The sequence below is a fragment of the Gordonia sp. OPL2 genome (assembly GCF_003797825.1).
Classification (GTDB): Bacteria; Actinomycetota; Actinomycetes; order Mycobacteriales; family Mycobacteriaceae; genus Gordonia.
In genome coordinates, this window is the sequence record NZ_RKME01000021.1 from 12,549 (window position 1) to 35,295 (window position 22,747).

The 22,747-nt window shown below is 67.3% G+C and carries 23 protein-coding genes and 1 pseudogene; 16 read left to right on the forward strand and 8 right to left on the reverse strand.

From position 1 onward, the window contains the following. Positions 1 to 212 precede the first annotated feature (212 nt). Together EEB19_RS18260 and ramB are read right to left on the reverse strand one after the other, a co-directional pair. Positions 213 to 1,490 carry a lipase family protein gene (locus EEB19_RS18260; protein ID WP_187588853.1) on the reverse strand — a complete coding sequence of 426 codons (1,278 nt, stop codon included), beginning with the start codon at positions 1,488 to 1,490 and terminating at the stop codon, positions 213 to 215. A 342-nt stretch (positions 1,491 to 1,832) separates the two neighbouring features. After that, positions 1,833 to 3,251, reverse strand: a complete 1,419-nt coding sequence (ramB, locus tag EEB19_RS18265) for an acetate metabolism transcriptional regulator RamB (RefSeq protein ID WP_187588776.1) — start codon at positions 3,249 to 3,251, stop codon at positions 1,833 to 1,835. A 125-nt stretch (positions 3,252 to 3,376) separates the two neighbouring features. On the opposite strand from ramB, the gene EEB19_RS18270 reads away from it, so the two are divergent. The 4 genes from EEB19_RS18270 (at position 3,377) to EEB19_RS18285 (ending at position 7,968) form a co-directional block, all read left to right on the forward strand. Next, on the forward strand, positions 3,377 to 4,144 hold the full coding sequence (locus EEB19_RS18270) for a hypothetical protein (RefSeq protein WP_187588777.1): 768 nt from the start codon (positions 3,377 to 3,379) through the stop codon (positions 4,142 to 4,144). A 441-nt stretch (positions 4,145 to 4,585) separates the two neighbouring features. Next, positions 4,586 to 5,881: an isocitrate lyase gene (gene aceA / locus EEB19_RS18275; protein WP_187588778.1), complete on the forward strand. Its 1,296-nt coding sequence runs from the start codon at positions 4,586 to 4,588 to the stop codon at positions 5,879 to 5,881. Between the two features lie 171 nt (positions 5,882 to 6,052). Continuing rightward, positions 6,053 to 6,937 carry a 3-hydroxybutyryl-CoA dehydrogenase gene (locus EEB19_RS18280; RefSeq protein ID WP_187588779.1) on the forward strand — a complete coding sequence of 295 codons (885 nt, stop codon included), beginning with the start codon at positions 6,053 to 6,055 and terminating at the stop codon, positions 6,935 to 6,937. A 305-nt stretch (positions 6,938 to 7,242) separates the two neighbouring features. After that, positions 7,243 to 7,968: a heparin-binding hemagglutinin gene (locus EEB19_RS18285; protein ID WP_187588780.1), complete on the forward strand. Its 726-nt coding sequence runs from the start codon at positions 7,243 to 7,245 to the stop codon at positions 7,966 to 7,968. 100 nt (positions 7,969 to 8,068) lie between these two features. Here the strand turns inward: EEB19_RS18285 and EEB19_RS18290 are convergent, their stop codons facing one another. After that, positions 8,069 to 8,596, reverse strand: coding sequence for a helix-turn-helix domain-containing protein (locus tag EEB19_RS18290; protein WP_187588781.1), 528 nt, complete (start codon positions 8,594 to 8,596; stop codon positions 8,069 to 8,071). 94 nt (positions 8,597 to 8,690) lie between these two features. Here EEB19_RS18290 and EEB19_RS18295 point away from each other — a divergent pair, with 94 nt between their 5' ends. Next, on the forward strand, positions 8,691 to 9,890 hold the full coding sequence (locus EEB19_RS18295; protein ID WP_187588782.1) for a benzoate/H(+) symporter BenE family transporter: 1,200 nt from the start codon (positions 8,691 to 8,693) through the stop codon (positions 9,888 to 9,890). Between the two features lies 1 nt (position 9,891). Here the strand turns inward: EEB19_RS18295 and EEB19_RS18300 are convergent, their stop codons facing one another. From EEB19_RS18300 to EEB19_RS18310, 3 genes are read right to left on the reverse strand one after another with little or no spacing between them, the layout of a single operon-like run. After that, positions 9,892 to 10,761, reverse strand: a complete 870-nt coding sequence (locus EEB19_RS18300; RefSeq protein WP_187588783.1) for a polyphosphate kinase 2 family protein — start codon at positions 10,759 to 10,761, stop codon at positions 9,892 to 9,894. A gap of 50 nt (positions 10,762 to 10,811) precedes the next feature. Next, complete coding sequence (locus tag EEB19_RS18305) at positions 10,812 to 11,621, reverse strand: SDR family NAD(P)-dependent oxidoreductase (protein ID WP_187588784.1); 810 nt, start codon at positions 11,619 to 11,621, stop codon at positions 10,812 to 10,814. Then, positions 11,621 to 12,427, reverse strand: coding sequence for a TetR/AcrR family transcriptional regulator (locus tag EEB19_RS18310; RefSeq protein WP_187588854.1), 807 nt, complete (start codon positions 12,425 to 12,427; stop codon positions 11,621 to 11,623). The genes EEB19_RS18305 and EEB19_RS18310 overlap by 1 nt, the downstream gene beginning before the upstream one ends. A gap of 40 nt (positions 12,428 to 12,467) precedes the next feature. On the opposite strand from EEB19_RS18310, the gene EEB19_RS18315 reads away from it, so the two are divergent. From EEB19_RS18315 to EEB19_RS27205, 5 genes and pseudogenes are all read left to right on the forward strand, one after another. Next, positions 12,468 to 13,820 carry a DUF445 domain-containing protein gene (locus tag EEB19_RS18315; RefSeq protein WP_187588785.1) on the forward strand — a complete coding sequence of 451 codons (1,353 nt, stop codon included), beginning with the start codon at positions 12,468 to 12,470 and terminating at the stop codon, positions 13,818 to 13,820. Positions 13,821 to 13,885: 65 nt separating this feature from the next. Beyond that, positions 13,886 to 14,338 (forward strand): helix-turn-helix domain-containing protein, encoded by a 453-nt coding sequence (locus EEB19_RS18320; protein ID WP_262365763.1) that lies wholly within the window; start codon positions 13,886 to 13,888, stop codon positions 14,336 to 14,338. Between the two features lie 4 nt (positions 14,339 to 14,342). Beyond that, positions 14,343 to 15,215 carry a heparin-binding hemagglutinin gene (locus tag EEB19_RS18325; protein WP_187588786.1) on the forward strand — a complete coding sequence of 291 codons (873 nt, stop codon included), beginning with the start codon at positions 14,343 to 14,345 and terminating at the stop codon, positions 15,213 to 15,215. Positions 15,216 to 15,281: 66 nt separating this feature from the next. Beyond that, on the forward strand, positions 15,282 to 15,578 hold the full coding sequence (locus EEB19_RS18330; RefSeq protein WP_187588856.1) for a DUF2516 family protein: 297 nt from the start codon (positions 15,282 to 15,284) through the stop codon (positions 15,576 to 15,578). Next, positions 15,520 to 15,840: pseudogene (locus EEB19_RS27205) on the forward strand (MerR family transcriptional regulator); the annotation flags it as partial. The gene EEB19_RS18330 and the pseudogene EEB19_RS27205, both read left to right, overlap by 59 nt. Here the strand turns inward: EEB19_RS27205 and EEB19_RS27210 are convergent. Further along, positions 15,833 to 15,895: a hypothetical protein gene (locus EEB19_RS27210; protein WP_369074060.1), complete on the reverse strand. Its 63-nt coding sequence runs from the start codon at positions 15,893 to 15,895 to the stop codon at positions 15,833 to 15,835. The pseudogene EEB19_RS27205 and the gene EEB19_RS27210 overlap by 8 nt on opposite strands. A 663-nt stretch (positions 15,896 to 16,558) precedes the next feature. Here EEB19_RS27210 and EEB19_RS18340 point away from each other — a divergent pair. Then, positions 16,559 to 17,668, forward strand: a complete 1,110-nt coding sequence (locus EEB19_RS18340) for an alpha/beta fold hydrolase (RefSeq protein WP_187588857.1) — start codon at positions 16,559 to 16,561, stop codon at positions 17,666 to 17,668. On the opposite strand, the gene EEB19_RS18345 is transcribed toward EEB19_RS18340, so the two are convergent. Continuing rightward, complete coding sequence (locus tag EEB19_RS18345) at positions 17,652 to 18,749, reverse strand: UDP-N-acetylmuramate dehydrogenase (RefSeq protein ID WP_262365764.1); 1,098 nt, start codon at positions 18,747 to 18,749, stop codon at positions 17,652 to 17,654. The genes EEB19_RS18340 and EEB19_RS18345 overlap by 17 nt on opposite strands. Positions 18,750 to 18,822: 73 nt before the next feature. Here EEB19_RS18345 and EEB19_RS18350 point away from each other — a divergent pair, with 73 nt between their 5' ends. The 5 genes from EEB19_RS18350 (at position 18,823) to EEB19_RS18370 (ending at position 22,747) form a co-directional block, all read left to right on the forward strand. Continuing rightward, positions 18,823 to 19,320: a DUF2505 domain-containing protein gene (locus tag EEB19_RS18350; RefSeq protein WP_187588789.1), complete on the forward strand. Its 498-nt coding sequence runs from the start codon at positions 18,823 to 18,825 to the stop codon at positions 19,318 to 19,320. Between the two features lie 93 nt (positions 19,321 to 19,413). Beyond that, complete coding sequence (locus EEB19_RS18355) at positions 19,414 to 19,923, forward strand: DUF2505 domain-containing protein (protein ID WP_187588790.1); 510 nt, start codon at positions 19,414 to 19,416, stop codon at positions 19,921 to 19,923. A gap of 32 nt (positions 19,924 to 19,955) precedes the next feature. Beyond that, a complete protein-coding gene (locus EEB19_RS18360) occupies positions 19,956 to 20,705 on the forward strand; it encodes a class I SAM-dependent methyltransferase (protein ID WP_187588858.1) in 750 nt (249 codons plus the stop codon). Between the two features lie 65 nt (positions 20,706 to 20,770). After that, complete coding sequence (locus EEB19_RS18365) at positions 20,771 to 21,589, forward strand: carbon-nitrogen hydrolase family protein (RefSeq protein WP_187588791.1); 819 nt, start codon at positions 20,771 to 20,773, stop codon at positions 21,587 to 21,589. A gap of 12 nt (positions 21,590 to 21,601) precedes the next feature. Continuing rightward, entirely contained in the window at positions 21,602 to 22,747 is a 1,146-nt protein-coding gene (locus EEB19_RS18370) for an LmeA family phospholipid-binding protein (protein ID WP_187588792.1), read from the forward strand.

Here is a 22,747-nt window from a genome sequence, read left to right on the forward strand (position 1 = left end):
GCTGTCAGGTCCGCGACCGCGCCCCTCGGCCGAGATCCGATGAACGCTGTGACCGTGCGTCTCGCGCCCGCTCCCGTGCGAGCACCACGCTGACCGACAGCCTGCCCCGGCATCTCATCACTCCTCGTCCCGGCGATACGCGGGGACGAGAACACCTCAGACGGTCATCGTGGCACCGTGGTCGCACTTGCTCAACACCTGTTGTAGGAATTCTAGGCGGGGCATTCGTCCGGCGCAGGCAAACCGCGCAGACGCCGGTCGAGCCAGTCGAGCGCGCCGGGATAGCCGAGCACCGCGGCGGAGAGGTGCTCGCCGAACACCTCCCGATAGGCGGCACGCGCACCCAGCCGGCATTGCTCCCGATACAGCGCGCGGGCACCGGCCGCGGGAATCCACCACTCGTGGGTGCCCTGGTAGATGTAGAGCGGAACCGCGGACATGCGGTCCGTCATCCGGGTGACGCGGTAGATGTGTTCGGCGACGGGTGAACGGAACGGATCGGGATCGCGCGACATCAACTGCATCGGCCAGAAGGTCTGTCCCGCAAGCGCAGCCGGGATGGTACAGACGTTCTTGAGCGGCGAGGTCGCCATCCACTGCGCGAGGTCGTTGGCCATCGTGAGGATTTCCGGGCGTTCGCGCGCGATGCCGAATGTGGCGGCGTGGAACAGGCCCGCCGCCAGGTTTGCGTTCATGCTCCCGACGAGCATGCGGAAGTCCGCGGGAACCCCGCCGAGTGCGGCACCGACGATCCGCCTCCGCAACTCCGGTGCGTACCCGGCGATCAGTTTCGTCGCGCCGTTGGTCGCGATGGCGCCGCCGCAGTACCCCGACAACGCGATCCGCGATCGGCCGAATCGTGACGAGTCCGTTGCGATCGCCGCGCGGATCGCATCGAGGACGACGTGCCCAGCCACGACAGGTTCGGCGTAGGCCATCCGGGGACCCTGATGATCCGGGATCAGCACCGCATAGCCGCGGGCCAGGGCGACCTGGGTGGTCGGCGGGACCAGGTCGGTGGGGTTGGTCGCGATCGAGAAACCATGGGCGAGTGTGTATCCGGGTGTGCACGCGGTTCCCAGTGAGTCGATGGGAAGATTGTTGACGACGATCGGCAGGGGGCCGTGATGCGCCGTGCGGGGCACGACGATCGTGGCGGTCGCGAACATCGGCGCGCCGGTCGCGTCCGTACTGCGGAACTTGATCAGTTGCGCCGACGAGATGGGCGTGGTCACCACAGGTGCAGCCGTACGGGTGACGTCCCGTGTGGCGATGACCGTGCCCGGACGTAACCGATCGAGATCGTCCGACCACCGGTCGAACATCGGGTCACCGGTGGGCGAAGGCAGTGCGGCCTCACGGAACTCGAGAGTTCGATGATCAAAACCGTTGGCCTGGGCGCGGATCGGTATACGCGTCAACCGCGGGAACGGTGCCGACGGTACTGCCGCGTCGATTGCGGACGGTACCCCTGACGGCACCGGCATCATGTTCGGCGGGTCGGCCGAGGCCGGGATCGCGCCGACGAACAGCAACAGTGCGGCAGTGATCGCCACTGCGCCGGATACGACGCGGGGCGGCGAGGAGAACTTCGAACGTACCGGCGCTGCGAGTGGGAAGCCACGCGAGTGGTGGCGTGAGAATCGCAGGGCTGCAGCGCAAGACCGTGTTCGCGTCATGAAGCACTCCCGGTCGGGCGCGATCCGGACCGGATGTGGCCGTCTCGCTGCCGCCACGCTATGCCGCGTCCCGGCGCATGCGTGTGGGACGCGCGACCCACACCGCAAACCGTTATCCAACCGAGATGCAGTTCGAGTCGGAAGCGCTGTCGCTCAGCTCATCATGTACGGCGAGACGGTGCTGCGGTGTTCGTCGATCGTGAGTGTGGCGCCGAGTGCGGGGAACGCGCGTTGGGGGCAGTTCACGCGTTCGCAGACCCGACAGCCGGCGCCGATCGGCGTGATCCGGGCCTGCGGCCCGATCTCGAGGCCGTCGGAGTAGATGACACGGGCGGCGTGGCGCAGTTCGCAGCCGAGTCCGATGGCAAAGGTCTTGCCCGGCTGGCCGAATCGTGCGGCACGTCGCTCGACGGTTCGGGCCACCCAGAAGTAGTCGCGGCCGTCGGGCATCTCCGCGATCTGCGTCAGGATCTTGCCGGGGGAGGCGAAGGTCTCGTACACGTTCCAGAGTGGGCAGGTGCCGCCACTCGAGGAGAAGTGGAATCCGGTGGCGGACTGACGTTTTGACATGTTTCCTGCACGGTCGACCCGGACGAACGAGAACGGTATGCCACGCAGGTTCGGTCGCTGCAGCGTCGAGAGTCGGTGACAGATGGTCTCGTAGGACACCGAGTAGAACGCCGACAGTCGCTCGATGTCGTAGCGGAAGTCCTCTGCGGCACCGTGGAACTGGCTGTAGGGCAATACCGCCGCTGCCGCGAAGTAGTTCGCGAGGCCGAGCAGGGCCAGGGCGCGGGCGTCGTCGCTGGTGAAGTTGCCGTCGTCGGCGAGACCCTCCAGCAACTCCCCGTATTCGAGAAAGCACAGTTCCGCGGCCAGCTTCATGGTGCGTTGTCCGGCCGAGAGCGCCGCCGAGAACTCGAGTCGCCGGGTCTCCTTGTCGAACCGGTGCAGCGTGTAGTCGCCGAGGTCGACACGGCGGACGATGCTGACGCCGTGCACGTTCTCGAGTCGGTTGGAGATCTCGCGACGGATGTCGGCCGAGTGCATCCGCATCCGGGCCGTCATCTCCTCGGCGGCGACATCGAGCTCGTGAATGTAGTTGCGGCGCTGGTAGAAGTAGTCCCTGACCTCTTCATGCGGTGCGGTGATGGAGCCGCGCATGCTGCGATCGCCGCGTTCGTCGGTCGCCGCGGCGAGCTGGTCGGTGGCGATGCGGTAGCGCTGATGCAGGTTCACCATCGCCTGCGCGATCTCCGGGTGCGCGGCGACGACGGCACTGATCTCGTGTGCATCGGTGGCTCCGGGTGCCGCCTCGACGTCGTCGTCGAGCAGCACCTCGCGCAACTCTGCGACCAGACGGACGCTGTCCTGCGAATCGAAGAACTCCTCGTCGATCCCGAAGACCTCGGTGATCCGGGACAGGACCGGAACCGTCAACGGTCGGGCGTCGTGCTCGATCTGATTGAGGTACGACGCCGAGATCGACAGCGACTGGGCGAGCGCGACCTGCGACAGGCCGCGTTCGGAGCGCAGCTGGCGCAGACGTGATCCGACGTAGGTCTTCGTCATGTCACCCTCCCACCGGGGCCGATCGATCGTCGAGGCACGATCCGCTCGCGACAACGGGTCGTCGTGCGACCGCAGGCGCCGTCCCGCGCGGAATCCGGCCTGCATGTCCAGGGTACGGTGACCGCGTGCGTCTGAAGGATGTGCGCCACTCGGCGCCGACCGTCGCCGTCGCTTCGCTTCTCGCTCTCGGCGCCGTGGCCGCCTGCGGCACGAGCACACCACCCACTCCGGCACGGTCCTCGGCCGTTCCGGCCGATCTCTTGCTGCCGCCGGGCGACCTGCCCGGTGGTTTTGCCCCCACCCAACTCTCGGTGGCCGACCTCGTCGCGGGCAATCGAGGTCCGATCGAATCGGCGGCCACCTCGCAGGTCACCCCGCCAGAATGCACGCCGAGCGCCGACGCTGATCTCAACTCCCAGGTCAGGCCCGATGACTCGGCGGTCCTCGCCGCGCGGTCTCGATCCGGGGCCCTGGTCGAACTGGTCACCACGGCACGCCGCGACATCGAGTCCGACATCCGGGTGACCACCGGTCGCTGCTCGACGACGACCACCGTGATCGGTGCGGGCACGATGCGCGGCACCCGCATCGTCACGCGGTACGAGGAATTGCCGACCCGCGGTCTCGCGCAGGACTCCACGGCCGTCGAGCAATCCCTGTCACTGCGTTCGACGGCGACCACGACGCTGCCCGACGGCGCGGTCAGTGCGCAGATCGGATATGCGGGATACGCCATCGTCGCGCGACCGGGCGGCTCCACGGTCACCGTCCAGCTCACCGTGTCCGGCGACGCTCCCCCTGCGGCGACGACGGCCGCCGATCCGGTCGAGCCGATGTCGGCCGCGACGTTCTCCGCGCTCTTCGACGACGCGGTCACCGCCGCCACCCGCTGACCGTCGAGCGGGTCACCCACGAGGTGTCGCGGCGCCGGAAACGGGGCGGGGGCACGCTCAAGGGATGTGAACCCGGTCACACCTCGACACTGCGTGCGCGACGAGATCGGCCCACCCGCGTGTGAGTGGTCGGTCGAGCGGTCCGTCACCCGCCCGGGTGAAAATGCAGTACGCGCGTACTTTTTGGCGGCACGATGTCGGTTCTTCACAGATCCAGATTTGCAAACTTTGCAAGACTTTGCCGAACTATGGACCAGTTTTGCAGCAGAAAGGGAATGGACCTGCAGGTTTGTCCTGTGGCACTCTTGTGTCAGACGCCGCCGGAGAACGATGATTTGTTCGCACAATTTGCGTCCGGTCACGGATGCAACGGCGCTGTCAGTCAGCAGATCGGCTCGGGCGCCACCGGGTCGAGGCAGGACAACGAAAGCGAAGTAGGCAATGAGCAACGTCGGAAAGCCCCGCACAGCCGCCGAGATCCAGCAGGACTGGGACAGCAACCCGCGCTGGAAGAACGTCAAGCGCGACTACACCGCCGAGCAGGTCGAGCAGCTGCAGGGCTCGGTCGTCGAGGAGCAGACCCTTGCTCGTCGCGGCGCCGAGATCCTGTGGGAGGGCGTGAACGCCGGCGACGGCAGCTACATCAACGCACTCGGTGCGCTCACCGGTAACCAGGCCGTGCAGCAGGTGCGTGCCGGCCTCAAGGCCGTCTACCTCTCCGGGTGGCAGGTCGCCGGTGACGCCAACCTCTCAGGCCACACCTACCCCGACCAGTCGCTCTACCCGGCCAACTCGGTGCCGTCGGTGGTGCGTCGCATCAACAACGCGCTGCTGCGCGCCGACGAGATCGCCCGCGTCGAGGGTGACGACTCGGTCGACAACTGGGTCGTGCCGATCGTGGCCGACGGCGAGGCCGGCTTCGGTGGCGCCCTCAACGTCTACGAGCTGCAGAAGGCCATGATCGCCGCGGGTGCCGCCGGTACCCACTGGGAGGATCAGCTCGCCTCGGAGAAGAAGTGCGGCCACCTCGGTGGCAAGGTGCTCATCCCCACCCAGCAGCACGTCCGCACCCTGAACTCGGCGCGCCTGGCCGCCGACGTCGCCGGCGTCCCGACCGTGGTCATCGCCCGCACCGACGCCGAGGCCGCCACACTGATCACCTCCGATGTCGACGACCGCGACAAGGAGTTCGTGACCGGCGAGCGCACCGCCGAGGGCTACTACCACGTCAAGAACGGCATCGAGCCGTGCATCGCACGTGCGAAGTCCTACGCGCCGTACGCCGACATGATCTGGATGGAGACCGGTACTCCGGACCTCGAGCTGGCTCGCAAGTTCGCCGAGTCGGTCAAGGCCGAGTTCCCGGATCAGCTGCTGTCCTACAACTGCAGCCCGTCGTTCAACTGGAGCAAGCACCTCGACGACAGCACCATCGCCAAGTTCCAGAACGAACTCGGCGCCATGGGCTTCACCTTCCAGTTCATCACGCTGGCCGGCTTCCACTCGCTCAACTACGGCATGTTCGATCTGGCCTACGGCTACGCCCGTGAGCAGATGACCGCCTTCGTCGACCTGCAGAACCGTGAGTTCAAGGCCGCCGACGAGCGTGGCTTCACCGCGGTCAAGCACCAGCGTGAGGTCGGCGCCGGTTACTTCGACAACATCGCCACCACCGTCGACCCGACGAGCTCGACCACCGCGCTCAAGGGCTCGACCGAAGAGGGTCAGTTCCACTAGGAGCTGGGCCGGCCCGCCTCTGACGGGACTTTGGCGAATCAGTCAGGCGGTCCGCGGCTTTCGCTGCGGGCCGCCTGCTGGCGTATCAGGGGCTTTGTTCGTACCCGGGGAGTTACCCATGTTCTTGCGAGATCAGTTGTTGCGTGAGTCTTTTGATCTGAGGAGTCGACGGTGACCAGCGAGAAGATCGCCAGGGTCGGCGTGGTGGGGGCCGGTCAGATGGGGGCGGGTATCGCCGAGGTCTGTGCGCGGGCGCAGACCGATGTCCTCGTCTACGAGGCGAGCCGGGAACTCACCGCCGCCGGCCGTGCACGCATCTTGCGCTCGCTCGACCGCGGCGTGTCCAGCGGAAAACTCACCGAACGCGAACGCGAACAGGCGGCCTGGCGCCTCCGTTTCACCTCCGATCTCGGCGACTTCGCCGATCGGCAACTCGTCTGCGAGGCCGTCGTCGAGGACGAGGCGGTCAAGACGCGGATCTTCGCCGACCTCGACAAGGTCGTCACCGATCCCGGCGCCGTCCTCGCGTCGAACACCTCGTCGATCCCGATCATGAAGCTGGGCATGGCAACCCAGAATGCGCACCGGGTCATCGGCATGCACTTCTTCAACCCCGTACCCGTGCTGCCCCTCGTCGAGGTCGTCACCACCCTGATGACCTCCGACGACGTCAGTGAGCGCGCGGAGACCTTTGCGCACGATGTGCTCGGCAAGCAGGTCGTGCGCTCCGCCGACCGATCCGGCTTCGTCGTCAACGCACTGCTGGTGCCCTACCTGCTGTCCGCGATCCGCATGGTGGAGAGCGGCTTTGCCGACGTCGAGGACGTCGACAAGGCGATGGTGCTCGGATGCGCCCACCCGATGGGCCCGTTGAAACTCGCCGACCTGGTCGGGCTCGACACCGTCAAGGCGATCGCCGACAAGATGTACGAGGAGTTCAAGGAACCTCTCTACTCGCCGCCGCCGCTGCTGTTGCGCATGGTGGAGGCCGGTCGACTCGGGACGAAGACCGGTCAGGGCTTCTACCGGCACGCCGAGAACGGCTCCCACGACTGAACCCGCGTGGTGCTCTCTCACGCGGACGACGGCGGTGGGCGTTTGTCGTGCGTGTAGACAGCAGATCAACTCCAGGTGACATGTGCCACCTGCGCTAGCAGAATGCTTGCATTTGTTAGCAGAACGTGGATACTGGGTGTCGGAACCACAGAAATGGCTCGACGCGCCATCGGTACCGACACCGGCTGCACCGGATGATCCGAGGGGTGATCATCCGATGGTTATTGTGCCGCAACATTTTTGGTAACTGTCGATGCGATGACCGCAGAATCGACCGCACACAATCTATCTTGGAGGAGTTCGCTGTGAGTGAATCCACCCGTACCCTGGCCAACCCGATCTATGCGGCTGTCGGTGCCGGCGACTACGTCGTCGCGCAGTTCAACGACATCGTCGCGCAGCTGCGTGAGCGGACCGAGTCCGCGACCGAGACCGCGCAGGCCCGCCTCGAGCAGACGCGCGGCGATGCGCAGGCGCGTCTCGACGAGGCCCGGACCCGCCTCAACGCCCTGCCCGAGGACGTCCCGGCGCAGATCGAGGACCTCCGCGGCAAGTTGAACAGCGATGAGCTGCGCAAGGTCGCCGAGGGCTACCTCGAGTCGGCCACCGGGTTCTACAACTCGCTCGCCGAGCGCGGCGAGGAGACCGTCGAGCGTCTGCGTCAGCAGCCGCTGGTGCAGGAGAACCTGGACCGTGCGGAGAAGGTGTACAACGACGCCGTCGACCTCACCGAGGACACCCTCGGCGTCGTGTCGTCGCAGACCCGCCTCGTCGGGGAGCGTGCCGCGAAACTGACCGGCCGCGTGAGCAGCCGCGTCGAGGACGTCGCCGCCGACATCGAGCAGGCGGGCCAGACCATCAAGTCCGAAGCCGCCGACGCTGCATCCGAGATCGATGGCGCTGCAGGCACTGTCGAGGCCAAGGGTCGCACCGCCAAGGCGTCGCCGGCGAAGAAGATCACCGCCGCCAAGAAGGCTCCGGCCAAGAAGGCCCCCGCCAAGAAGGCGCCGGCCAAGAAGGCGACCAGCTGATCTGAGTTCGACGCTTCGTCAACGGCTTTCGGTCCCGTTCACCACACACGGTGAGCGGGACCGAGTCGTTTCGTGGTGCTTTGCGGGATGAGGCCGGGACTCAGACGGGCGGGGAGTGGATCGTCAGGACCGCCGTCGCACCGGCCGTGCTGCGATAGGTGTGCTCGCGGTCGCTGATCCACTGCAGCGAGTCACCCTGGGCGGCAGCCTGTTCGGCTCCGGCGGGGCCCGCGCGCAGATCTCCGGTCACCACGTGGACGTGCTCGACGACGCCGGGTCCGTGCGGCGGGGACGTGCGCACCCCGCCGGGCAGGATGCGTAACCAGACGACCTCGGTGGTGGCGCCGTCGTCATGGTGTTCGACATGCAGGATCTGCGCATGCAGGAACTCGCCGCTGCCCTCGGTGCCCGCGGCCTCGCCGAGCAATGCGGTCAGCGGCACACCGAGCGGGCCGGCCACCGCGTAGAGGGTGTCGAGTGTCGGGTTGCGTTGTCCGGACTCGATCTCGGACAACGACCCCTTGCCGATCCCGGCCCGGCGGGCGAGCTCCGACAGCGACATGCCGCGATCGCCACGGATCGTCGCGATCCGGCTGCCGACGGCTCGGCGTCGCTCCTCGACCGTCACGTGTGCTCGCTTCCATGTCGGTGTCGACCCGCAAACGTACTAGGCGTTCTGTTACGCGTTCTGTTTACAGAACGGTTGCGGTAGGGTGGCCCGGGTGACCATCACAGCACACACGCGCCGCGGGCAGCCGATCGTCGCGGGCATCGTGACCGCTCTCGTCGGTTTCACGTCGTCGTTCGCCGTGGTCATCGCCGGTCTGCGGGCGGTCGGGGCGACCGCTGAGCAGGCGGCATCGGGCCTGCTGGCGTTGACGGTGGTCTTCGGTCTCGGGATCGTCGTGTTGAGCGTGCGGACCCGCGCCCCGATCACCCTCGCCTGGTCGACCCCGGGAGCCGCGATGCTGGTCAGCATGGGTGCGTCCTATCACGCGGGCTGGCCGGCCGCAGTCGGGGCGTTCCTCGTCGTCGGCGTGCTGATCGTCGTGACCGGCCTGGTGCCGGCACTGGGGGAGGCGATCTCCCGAATCCCGACGCCGATCGCGCAGGCGATGCTCGCCGGCGTGCTCCTGACTTTGTGTCTGGCGCCGATGCGGTCACTCGTGGAAGCGCCGGCGCTGGCCTTACCCGTGTTGGTGATCTGGCTGGTCGCGACGCGATGGGCGCCACGGTGGGCGTTGCCGCTCGCGCTGCTGACCGCGCTCGTGGCGATCGGCATCCATGTGGCGATCGCCGGGGCCGACGTGTCGTCGGCGACCTGGACGCCGACACTCGCGATCACCGTTCCCGAGTTCGACGCCGCGGCCGTCATCGGTATCGGTGTGCCCCTGTTCATCGTCACCATGGCGTCGCAGAACATCCCCGGTGTCGCGGTGCTGTCGTCGTTCGGCTACGTCACCCCCTGGCGAGCGGCGATGACCGTCACCGGGGTGGGTACCCTGCTGGCCGCACCGTTCGGCGGTCACGCGATCAACCTCGCGGCGCTGTCGGCGGCGCTGTCCGCAGGGGAGGAGGCCGGCCCGGATCGATCACGACGATGGATGGCGGCGGTCACCGCCGGGTTCAGCTATCTCGTCCTGGCGGTGCTGTCCGGTGTGCTCGTCACCATCGCCACCATCGCACCCGGCGGCCTCATCGAAGCCGTTGCGGGACTGGCACTCCTGGGCACCTTCGCCGCCGCGATCGTCGGCGCGTTCACCGCGGCCGACACCCGAGTCCCGGCCGCACTGACCTTCATCGCGGCGGCCTCCGGGGTCACGTTCTTCGGGATCGGTGGCGCTTTCTGGGGGCTCGTGATCGGGCTGGTCGCCCATGGCGTGCTCAACTCCGGTCGACGGCACGCGGATGCCGAGCGGTGATTCACTCCTGAAGTGCGGCGACCCGTTGCTTCTCCACCTCGACGTCGAAATCGGCCTTGGGCCAGTCCAATTCGAGGCCCTCCAAGGCGCTGATGAGAAGTTCGCATACGGCGAGGCGGGCAAACCACTTGCGATCGGCGGGGATCAGGAACCATGGCGCCCGGTCGGAGTCGCAGCGGTCGAAGATCGCCTGATAGGCCTCGAGATACTCGTCCCAGAAAGCGCGTTCGTCGATGTCGCCGGGGTTGTACTTCCAGTGTTTGTCGGGGCGGTCGAGGCGCTCGGTGAGTCGTGCCTTCTGCTCGGCCTTCGACACGACCATGGCGCACTTGATGATCGTCGTCCCGTTCGCGACGAGGTCGCGCTCGAACTGGTTGATGATCTCGTAGCGCTTCTCCCACTCGGCCTGTGGCACAAGGTTGTGCACCCGCACCGGCAGCACGTCCTCGTAGTGGGAACGATCGAAGATCCCGATGCGCCCACCCGCCGGCAGGGCACGGTGGATTCGCCACAGGAAATCGTGCTGCAGCTCTTCGGGAGTCGGCTTGCCGAAGCCACGGATGGCGAGACCCTGCGGATCGACGAGGCCGCCGACGTGCCGGACGATCCCGCCCTTCCCGGCGGTGTCCATGCCCTGCAACACCAGCAGAACCGAACGATGATCGCCCGCGCGGCCGTTGGCGTAGAGCAGCTCCTGGAGATCGGCGAGCGCCTCGCCGCGTTCGACGAGGAGTTCGGCGCCGCGGACCTTGTCGCCGTCGAAACCCGGTGTGGACGACGGGTCGAACCCGGCGATCGATCCGGTCTCGGTGACCCGCAGCGATCGGGCGGCCGGCGTCGTCCAGCCGTGTGCCGCATCGTGCTTGCCCATCTGATCGAACCTCCTGATGTGTGAGCGGCCTTGTCGCGGCGATGATCAGCTCAGCTGATCGCCCTCGCGGGCCCACCGTCCGGCGGGAAGAGAGGGCCGCCGCCGAAGGCCTCACGGTGCGAGTCCGGCGGAGTCCCATCGTTGTTGGTGATCCCGTATCCCGCCCCGAGTTCGGCGGTGACCAGGGTGCGTCCGTTGTGGTCGGCGAGGGCCGGATCGTCTGCGAGAGCGGAGATCACGCGACCGACGAACTCGGGGTCCTCGGCGCGTTGCAGGGAGAAGCCGGCGAACTCGTCGATGCCCAGGGAGAGCAGCAGCTCGGTGCGGATCAGGCCCAGCCACAACGACACCGCGGTCACCCCGGTGCCGTCGAGGTCGTGGCCCATGTCGAAGGCCATCTTGTCCAAGGCCGCCTTGCTCATGCCGTACAGCACCGAATGCAGGTGTCCGCGTGAGCCGAACGATGAGATCGAGGCGATCAACCCGCGACCGCGCGGGACCATCAGCCGGGCCGCATGCACCGACGCCACGTAGTGCGCTCGCAACCCGACGCCGATCAGGGTGTCCCAGTCGTCGACGGGCCGTTCCCAGAAGGTGTCGGAGAATCCACCGAAGCCCTCCGGGGACGCCCACGCGTTGTTGACGAGAAGGTCCAGGCCGTCGGCGTCGCGCCCGATCGTCTCGAAGACGCCGGCGACGGCGTCGTCGTCGGCGTGATCGCACGCCAGCGCGATGGTGCCGTCGGGGCCCGAGCCCCGGCGGGACGTCACATAGACGGTCCACCCGTCGGCGACGAGCGCACGGGCCACGCCCTGACCGACACCCCGACTGCCGCCGGTCACCAGCGCGGTGCGCGCCATCACGCCTCCCCGTGGTCGTCGCCGGCATCCTCGCCGGCGTCGGGTGGTTCCGGTAGCGGCGGCGGGTCGGCGGTGAACGCCTCACGAGAGCCGTTGACCGCGGCGATCCCGACGATGGAACTCCACGACATCATCGTCAGATAGTCGATGAGTGCGGCCACCGGGATCGGGCGGTCGGTCATCCACCAGTCGACCGCGCGCTGGATGCCGCCGACCAACGCGTTCGACCACACCTCGGCACCCGAGATGTCGGCGTCGCGTTCGGTCATCCGTAACACCAGCACGCCGGTCATCAACTGCGCGACCAGTTTCTCCGAGTCCGCGGTCGCGGCTGCGGCCGGCTGACCGGTCAGGGCGAACTTGTACAGATTGGGCTCGTCGGCGACGGCCTGCACGTAGACGCCGATGACGGTGCGCGTCAGGGTGTACTCGTCGACCTCGTCGGTGATCGCCTCGGTGAGCCGCGGCAGCAGGTGTTTCTCGAAGAAGCGCACGGCGGTGGCGATGCCGAGATCGTTCTTGTCGGTGAAGTAGCGATAGAGGACGGTCTTCGACACCCCGATGTGCGCGGCGATCTCGTCCATGCCGACGTCGGCGCCGAGGCTGCGGACGGCGTCCATGGTGCCGTCGGTGAGTTCGGTACGCCGTGCGGCCTTGTGCTTCTCCCACCGCTGACGACGGCCGTCGGGCTTCGTCCCGGACTCGGTCACGGTGCTCAGCAACGCCTGCTCGATGCCTCGGGTCACGTTGGTGGCGGCCGCCACTGCGGCACGTGCTGCCGCGGCAGGACTCGGGCGATTGGCCATCACCTGGCTAGCGTAGTGGGTGGCGGGTAAAACTGGTCCAATGGCGTCAACAGTCATTTCGGGCGTATCCGGTGAGCCGGAACGGCCGTCCGAGGTCGAACCGCCGCGGACCTCACTCGGCTTCGGTGCCGACACAGCGGGCGACGTCGCGCGTCGTCGCGACCTGCGCCGGATGAAGGTCGTCGCGACAGGATTCCTGCTCTTCGCCGCGGTGGTCTATCTGTTCACCCGCTATCTCGAACATCGCGACGGTACCGACGTCGCCGCCTGGGTCGGCTATGTCCGGGCGGCGTCGGAAGCCGGCATGGTCGGCGCGCTCGCCGACTGGTTCGCCGTCACAGCGCTGTTCAAGCATCCCCTCGGCCTGCCCATCCCGCACACCGCGCTGATCCGGAAGAAGAAGGACGACATCGGCGATCAGCTGGGCGGCTTCATCGAAGAGAACTTCATGACGCCCGAGGTGATCGAGCATCGGGCCACGAGTCTCGAACTGCCACGACGGCTCTCGACCTGGCTGGCCGATCCCGCGAACGCACCGCGGGTGTCCGACGAAGCCACCCGGATGATCTCCCTCGCCGCCGAGATGCTGCGCGACGAGGACGTCGAGAAGCTCATCATGTACGCCATCAAGTGGGCCGGCGAACCGGAATGGGCGCAGCCGCTCGGGCGCATCCTCGAGCAGCTGATCGCCGAGGACCGGCTCGAGCCGGTGTTCCAGCTGGCCTGCGACCGAGCCCACGAGTGGGCGCTCGGCAGCCAGGAGCTCATCGACCGCGTCGTCGACCAGGATGTCGGGCCGACGTGGAAACCCAAGTTCGTCAATGCCCTGCTGGGCGACAAGATCTACCGCGAGCTCGTCGACTTCACCTACAAGGTGCGGACCGACCCGGACCATCAGTTCCGGCGTTCGATGCACCAGTTCGTCGAGCAGTTCGCCGACGACCTGCAGCACGACCCCGCGATGATCGAACGGTTCGAATCCATCAAGCAGGAACTCATCGGGCGCGACGAGGTCTCGGACGCGGCGTCGACCGCATGGAAGACGGGCAAGGCGGTCATCGAACAGATGCTCACCGATCCGAACAGCACCCTGCGGAACTCGTTGTCGGACGCGGTGATCCAGCTCGCCACCCGAATCCGCGACGACCGCCCGCTGCAGGAGAAGATGAACGGGTGGGTGGCCCGCGCCGCCCGGCACGTCGCCGTCAACTACTCCCAGGAGATCATCTCGGTCATCACCGAGACCGTGCGCGGCTGGGACGCCGACGACACCAGTCGCAAGATCGAACTGCAGGTCGGACGCGATCTGCAGTTCATCCGGATCAACGGCACCGTGGTGGGTGCACTGGCCGGACTCACGATCTACACGGTGTCCGTTCTCATATTCGGTTAGCAGCCTGCTTGCACCTGTTAGCACACCCGCAGATACTGGTCACCAGGAACTTCAACGGGAGTGTGATGGAACCGGACGAGAACGACCTGCCCGACCGCGTCGACGGCACCGAGCCGTCGGATGACGACGACGGCAGTTCGAACGGACCGGTCGAGGCCGTTGCGAACGCCGCCCAGGATGCCGTCCAGGACATCGGTGCGTTCATCCGTTCCCAGCGGGTCGCCGCCGAGGTGTCCCTGCGACAACTGGCCGAACGTGCGGGGGTCAGCAACCCGTATCTCAGCCAGATCGAACGCGGACTCCGCAAGCCCTCGGCGGACGTTCTCGCCCAGATCGCCAAGGGCCTGCGACTGTCCGCGGAAGTGCTCTACGTGCGTGCCGGGATTCTCGAGGAACGCCCGGCCAGTCCGGTTCGTGACGCCTTGCTCGCGGACGGATCGATCAGCGAGCGGCAGAAACAGATGCTGCTCGAGATCTACGAGTCGTTCCGAAGAGAAAACGCCGACGTCGAGGAGTGAATCCATGCCCGACAACCCCCTGACCACCGTCATCGAACAAGTCACCGCACTTCTCAACGACCTACGCGCCCGAGGTGAGGCTGTCGGCGAGGAAGCCCAGAAGCGCCTCGGCGAGGCGCAGAACAGGGCACAGACCCGCGTCGACGAGACCCGCGGAGCGGCATTGGCGGTGTTCGAGGACGCGCGTACGAAACTCTCCGCGCTGCCCGTCGAACTGCCGGACGAGATCGACGACCTGTTCACGCGGTTCAGTCCCGAGGAACTGCGCAAGGTCGCCGAGGCCTATCTGGCCGTCGCGGCAGGCTTGCTCACCGCGCTGTCCGAACGTGGGGAGGAGGCCGTCGAGAAGCTCAAGGCACAGCCGATCGTCGAAGAGAACCTGCCCAAGCTGGAAAAGGTGTACAACGACGCGGTCGGACTCACCGAGGACGCGCTGGGCACCATCTCCGAGCAGACACGTGCCGTCGGCGAGCGGGCCGCTGTGCTGGCCGGTCTGACCTCGGGCAAGCCCGACGAGGTCACGCTCGAACCCGCACGCAAGACGCCGGCGACGACGGCGGCAGCGACGAAGGCTGCAGCGAAGACGGCCCCCGCGAAGAAGGTGCCGGCCAAGAAGGCGCCCGCGAAGAAGGCTGCTGCCAAGAAGGCGCCCGCGAAGAAAGCTGCTGCCAAGAAAGCTCCGGCGAAGAAGGCTGCCGCCGTCCAGCGGCCTGCGGAGAAGGCCGCCGCGAAGAAAGCTGCTGCCAAGAAGACCCCTGCGAAGAAGACAGCCGCGAAGAAGACGGCTGCGAACAAGGCGGCCGCGAAGAAGACAGCTGCGAAGAAGGCACCTGCGAAGAAGGCACCTGCGAAGAAGTCGCCAGGTCCCACCACGTGACCACTTCGCCCGGATCGCGGCCATGACGGACATGTCTAAGCTGGTGTCGTGGATCTCCTGAGTGTCATGGCCTACGGGCAGAATCTGATCCTGCTCCTCCTCACGGTGGTCGCAGGTGTCGCGTCCGCGGTGGCCCTGGTGCATGCCGCGCTGCAACGGTCCGACGCGTTCCCGGCCGTCGACCGGCAGAGCAAGGTCATCTGGGTGTCGATTCTCGCCGTCGCGACCCTGTTCATCTGGCTGTTCGGTGCGGTGAACTTCCTCGGCCTGATCGGCGTCGTGGCGATGCTGGTCTATCTGGTGGATGTGCGCCCGCGGGTCGACGACATCCAGGGCAAGCGCTGGTTCAGCAAGCGGGCGTGACCGACGCCTCCTTCGGCGCGGTCCGTTGGGGCGGGAGATCCGACGTGAATACACTGGCGAAGTGGCCGAGTATCGGATCAACGACCTGGCACAGGCGTCCGGGGTCAGTGTGCGCAACATCCGCGTCTATCAGGACCGCGGACTGTTGCCGCCGCCGACGATCCGGGGGCGCACCGGGTGGTACTCCGACGAGCACCTGGTCCGCCTGAACCTGATCTCCCGCATGCTCGAACGCGGCTACACGTTCGCGACGATCAGTGAGCTCCTGCACGCCGCCCACCACGGCATGCGAGTGGAACAGATCTTCCGGGGCGCACCGAAGAGCGGTCGCTTCCGCAACTTCAAACGTGCGGCCACCATCACCATCACCGAGCTACGCAAGACGCTCAACGCCAGCGACCGGTCGATCGCCTTGAGCCAGAAGCTCGGACTGCTCGCGAAGGACGGCGCCCACTACGCCATCCGCAATCCCGAGCTCCTCGAAGGCGCCGAGACCCTGGTCAAGGCGGGTATCGACATCGACATGCTGCTCGACCGCTGGGTCCGCGTGCAGGACGACCTCGAGGACGTCGCGCGCAGCTTCGTCTCGATCATCACCGACAAGTACTTCGACGAGAAGCTGCCCGATCTGGGTGAAGAGCAGGTCAGCAAGATGGCCGAGCTGATCCAGACCGTGCGTCCGATGGCGCACGAGATCGTCGAGTCGACGTTCCGCACCGCGTTCGACAAACAGATCTCGGCGGCCATCGGCGAGGCCAGCACCTACTTCGACGCGTCGACACCCGAGGACGCCGGAGCTGACGACGCAGATGTGGGCACCGGCATCGACGGGGTGGATGCCGGCCGGCAGGACGTCGGTGACGACACCGACGACGTACGAACCGTGGGGGACCGGTCCGACTGAGACCCGGACACAAGGGGGAGCGATGACAACACGACAGAACCGGAAACAGAAGGTGGCCCGATCGGCGGGACGCCGGATGGCGACCACCGCATCGGGTGCGGCAGCCGCCGTCGGCGTCGGCATCGTCGCGGTGGGTATGGGGACCATCTTCGCGGGGATGGTCCGTGCGGCGTTCCGCGCCGAGCGTGCCGTCGACGACGGGCCCGACGACCTGCTGACGGTGCCCGCCGACGAGCCGCGCCGCAGCCGGGTGCAGACCGTCGACGGTGCGCACCTCAACGTCGAGCAGTACGGCCCGTCCGACGACGGCTCGGTGGATTCGGGCTCCGACGACGACATCGTCGTGATGGTCCACGGCTGGACCTGCAACATCGCCTACTGGTATCCCCAGATCAATCACCTGGCGTCGACGCGACAGGTCGTCGCCTACGACCAGCGCGGACACGGCGGCAGCGACCTCGGTCGCGCACGCCCGACCATCGCGATGCTCGGGCAGGACCTCGACGCGGTGTTGTCGGAGGTCGTGCCGGAAGGGCGTCGTGCGGTCCTCGTCGGCCACAGCATGGGTGGCATGACGATCATGTCGTGGGCCGCCCAGCATCCGGAGAAGGTCGGCACCCTCGTGTCCGAGGTGGTCCTCACCTCGACCGCCGCCAAGGCGGTGATGCAGAATCATCTGCTCATCCCGGTCGACCTGCCGCGCTACACGAAACCGTTCGAGGCGACCGTCGGCAAGCTCGTCACGTCGGTGCCGCTACCGCTGCCGCGGACGAACCGCGGATCGTGGCTCTCGCACTACATCGCGCTCGGACCCAACGCCCGCAAGGCGCATGTGGATTTTGTCGACGAGATGATCATGGCGTGCCCGCCCCGCTCCCGCGCGGGCTGGGGATCGGCTATGGGCAAGCTCGACGTCACCGCCGGTCTCGAGGCGCTCTCGGTCCCGACGACGGTCGTCGTCGGCACCGACGACCGGCTCACCCCGCCGGTGCATGCCCAGCAGATGGCAGATGTGCTGCGACGCAACGGAAATCTTCGCGACCTGGTGATCCTCGACGGTATCGGACACATGTCGAGCATCGAGGCCGACGTCCGCTACAACGAGTTGCTCGACGGCGTACTCGCCGACACCCGCCGCTCGGACGACGCGCTGTCGAGTCCGGCGACGTCTACAGCGAACAGTTGACCAGCACCGGCTCCGGGTGCAGGGAGACGCCGAACGCCTGACGGACGCCGTCACGCACGTCACGGGCGAGGTCGAGCAGCTCGTCGGTGGTGGCCTCACCCCGATTCGTCAGGGCGAGTGTGTGTTTGGTGGAGAGTCGCACCGGTGACGACGGCCCGGGATAGCCGCGTGCGTACCCGGCGCGTTCGATCAGCCATCCCGCCGACAGCTTGACCCCGCCGTCGGCCGGATAGGTGGGGACGGTGATGTCGGACCCGATCCGATCCCGGATACGCGACAACACATCCGACGCGTCGTCGGGGGGCAGGATCGGGTTGGTGAAGAACGATCCGGCACTCCAGGTGTCGTTGTCGTCGGCGTCGAGCACCATGCCCTTGCCGCCGCGCAACGCCAGCACCTGCTCCCGCACCCGGACGGCGTCGGTCCGCTCGCCGGGTTCGATGCCCAGCGCCGACGACAGCTCGCGGTAGCGCAGCGGCTGACTCGTCCGGGAGTCGTTGAGCCAGAAGGAGACCGCGACCACCACATGATCGTCGCGGTGTTTGAGGGTGCTCGTGCGGTAGCCCAGGCCGAGCTCGCCCGGCGACACCCACCGCAGCACGCCTGCACGTCGATCGAGCACCTGGACGCTGCGGAGCAGGTCGGCGACCTCGACGCCGTAGGCGCCGACGTTCTGCACCGGTGTCGCCCCGGCCGCGCCGGGAATTCCGGAAAGGCATTCCAGCCCACCGAAACCCGCGTCAAGGGTGGCGGCCACGAGTTCATCCCAGTTCACGCCCGCGTCGGCGGTCACGTGCGGTCGACCGGACTCGCGTCCCGTGCCGAAGTCGACATGTGCACTCTCGATCACCACGGCTGTCCCGTCGAACCCCTCGTCGGCGATGACGAGATTCGACCCACCGCCGATCACGAGCGTCCGCTCGCCGACGTCGTCGAGTTCGGTGATCTGATCGACCAGGGTCCGGGTATCGCCGCAGCGGACGATCGCCCGGGCCGGACCACCGAGGCGCAGGGTCGTCAGTGCGGCCAGGCGCGTGTCCTGGTCCGGTGCGGTGGCGCGGTCGAGGCCTGAGTCGGTCACCCGTGTAACCGTAGACGCACCGAACGGCTCACACACCGGGCCTGGTGTGCAGGCGCTCCGGTACTCTCCCCTCATGGCCAGCAAGATGGAACACGCGGTGTCCTATCCGATCTCGGTACCCCGACTCTGGCAGGTCCTGTCGACCGAACAGTATTGGCGCGATCTCCTCGAGGCGATCAACTCCAGCCACGGCAAGCTCGAATCGTTCGCGGCAGGCGAGGACACGATCACGGTCACCATGCAGCAGGGTGTGCCCGAGGAGAAGCTGCCCTCCATCGTCACCAAGGTGCGCCCCGGCGATCTCGAGATCCCGCGCCGCAGCACCTTCACCCTCGCCGGCGATCAGATCACCGGCGAGATCGTCGCCACCGTCGCGGGAGCACCCGCCAAGGTGAACGGCACCCTGGTGACCAGCGGTGACCCTGCGACGACGACGTACGAGGCCGACGTCGAGGTCAGCGTGCCGTTCGTCGGCGGCAAGATCGAGAAGGCCATCATCGACCAACTCGTCGAACTCCTCGATTCCGAGCGTGACCAGACGATCGCGTGGGAGGCCGCGCACCCTTCGTGACGACGCTCCGCAGGCTCCGCGTCTCCTCAGGGGTCGGGTGGTGGAGCATCAGCGACTTGGGAGGACACGAATCGGTAACGTAGCCTGGTCGCCATGGCACGACGGCTCAGCTATTCGGCGCGCTTCACCCATCCCGCGGAGACGCTCTACACGGCGCAGAACACCAAGCAGTACTGGGATGACATGATGGCGGGCTTCCAGATGATCTCGCCGCACTGCGAGGTCGATTCCTTCGTCTCCGACGAGACCGGCATGCGGGTCGTCCTCAAGCAGACCATCGGTCGTGATCAGCTGCCGCCGCTCGCACAGACCGTCCTCAAGAAGGACATGGTCATCACGCGCGAGGAGTCGTTCGGTGTGTTCGACGCCGACAACACCAAGGGCACCTACAACGCCTCCATCCCGGCCGGGCCGGGCAGCCTGAACGGTTGGCAGGAACTGTTCCCCACCGACACCGGGTGCACCATCCGCAAGACCACCGAGGTCAAGGTCTTCATCCCGTTCGTCAACGGCAAGCTCGAACAGCTGATGCTGGTCAACCTCGTCGACCTGTTCCGCGCCGAGGCCGAGTACGCGGCCGACTGGGTGAAGAAGAACCTCTGAACCGAGCCCGCCGGCCCGCACCGGCCGGCCGCATCACCCGCGGCACCACCAACATCAACCGGTTGCGGCGGGTGGATCGTTGGATGGCACACGACCCCGCGATCCACCGTGCATTGACCGACGTCGCCCATCCCGTCGTCGTCGATCTCGGCTACGGAGCGCGCCCCGACACCGCCGTCGAGATGGCCCGTCGGCTCCGCCGGGTCAACCCCGGGTTACAGATGATCGGCCTGGAGATCGATCCGGACCGGGTGGTCGACGACGTCGACGGCGTGCGGTTCGCCCTCGGTGGCTTCGAGATGGCCGGACTGACACCCCACCTGGTGCGAGCCTTCAACGTGTTGCGGCAATACGACGAATCCGAGGTCGACGCCGCCTGGACGCAGATGCGTTCCGCCCTGGCGACCGGGGGCCTCATCGTCGAGGGCACCTGCGACGAGATCGGTCGTCGCTGCTGCTGGATCGTGCTCGACGCCGACGGCCCGCGCAGCCTGACCCTGTGCTGGGCGCCGGAGCACAGCGACCGCCCCTCCGACCTGGCCGAGCGACTGCCCAAGGCCCTCATCCACCGCAACGTCGACGGCGAACGCATCCACGACCTGCTCGTGCTGGCCGACCGATGCTGGGACGTCGCCGCCACGCACGCGGCCTACGGGCCACGCCTGCGCTGGCGTCACGCGCTGACCCTCGTGCGCGACCGGGGCGTCGACGTCGCGATCCCGCGCGGACGCACCGTCGACAACATCCTCACCGTGCCGTGGTCGGCGGTCGCACCCCGCTGACATCACCCACGCCGACGGCGCAGGAGGCCCTTGTCACGGCGACATCGCTCACTACGCTGGATCGCATGCGAATTGCGATGGCGCAGATCAGCTCGGGCACCGATCCGACCGCGAACCTGGAGATCGTGGAGAACGCGACCGCCGAGGCCGCGGCCGGCGGCGCCGACCTCGTGGTGTTCCCCGAGGCGACGATGTGCCGGTTCGGGGTCCCGCTCGGCCCGGTCGCCGAGCCGCTCGACGGCCCCTGGGCGACCGGGGTCGGAGCGATCGCCGCGCGACATGGGTTGACCGTCGTGGCCGGGATGTTCACCCCCGACGGTGACCGAGTGCGCAACACGCTCGTGATCGCCGGGGCCGACGGCACCATCGGCTCCTACGACAAGATCCACCTCTATGACGCCTTCGGATTCGCCGAGTCACGCACGGTCGCGCCCGGCGCCGAGCCGGTGACCTTCGACGTCGGCTGCACGACCGTCGGGGTGGCGACCTGCTACGACATCCGGTTCCCGGCGCTGTTCACCGAACTCGCGGCGCGGGGTGCAGCGGTCATCGTGGTGCCCGCGTCGTGGGGAGCGGGTCCCGGCAAGGTGCATCAGTGGGAGGTTCTCGCGACCGCCCGTGCCCTGGATTCCACGACGTTCGTCGCGGCCGTCGGCCAGGCGGTACCGGTCGACGAATCGGTGCGAGAGTCGTCCGCGCCCACCGGAACAGGTCACAGCCAACTCACAGATCCCTTCGGTAGCGTGGTCGCCGCATACGACGAAGGCGTGCACCTCGGAGTCCACGAGGTCGACGTCCGCGCAGTGGAGAAGGCACGAGCGGCTCTTGCCGTGCTGACCAATCAACGGCCTATTCGACAGGCCTCGGAACCTTTGACCAGCTGAGGACCTCACGACATGACCGAAGACAGCGAGAACGCCAACAAGAATCCCGCCGGTGACGAGAAGCCGGAAAGCCCGGCCGACGGTGCGCAGCCCGGGCAGCCCGGCCAGGCCGACCAGCAGTCCGGTCCGGACGCGCAGGCGGCATGGAGCGGTGACGCCACCGACGCGACCGAGAAGTTGAACACCGAGCGGATGGGTACGGCGACACCGACCGAGGAGTCTCCGCGCGCCTATTCGCAGGTGGGTCGAACCGACACCGCGCAGTTCCAGGACCCGGGGCAGACCGCACAGTTCGGCCACGACGACGGATTCGCACCGATCCCGCCGGGCGCGCATGCCGGCGGACAGCCGGGTGTCGTCTCGACCTCGCCGTCGCGCCGCAGCCGCGGGAAGATCATCGGTGCGATCGCAGCCGCCGTCGTGCTGGTCCTCGTGATCGCCGCGGTCGGCAGCGAACTGTATCTGCGCAACAAGGCCACCGACTGCATGGAGAGCGCGTTCACCGAACTCACCGGCACCGAGACCAATGTGTCGCTGAGCCGGAAACCGATGCTGCTGCAGGGATTCGGCAACGACATCCCGTTCGTCCAGGTCGACACCGTCGACCAGCCGGGCCAGATGCGTCTGCATGCGCGCGCCGAGGGCATCCACGAAGACGGCGACCAGTCGAGCATCCGCTCACTCGTCGGTTCCGGGTATGTGCCGTTCGAGCGCATCGTCGCGATGAGCAAGACGGCACAGACGGGTGCGTCGTCGTCCGGCAACGGAGGGGGCGAGGGAGCCTCCGGACTGATGCAGGGCGCGACCATCGAGTCCGTGACCGGCAACGCCGCCGAGGGAACCATCCAGGTCGACTCCGCGGTCCAGCTCGCCTTCCTGCCGATCCCGGTGTCGACCACCATCAAACCGGTGCTGCAGGACGGTCGCGTGCGCTTCGAGGTCGTCAAGGCCAACGCGTTCATCTTCGGTATCCCGGCCGACTACGCGCAGCAGGTCGTCGACCAGGTGTCCGGCTCGATGCTCGGTTCCTTCTTCGACGACGTCACCGTGACCGACCTCAAGGTGACCGATCAGGGTGTCGACTTCGCCGTCGACGGCCGTGACGTCGCGCTCAGCGGTCAGGTCACCGGCGGATCGGGGGAGTGCTCGGCCGCCTAG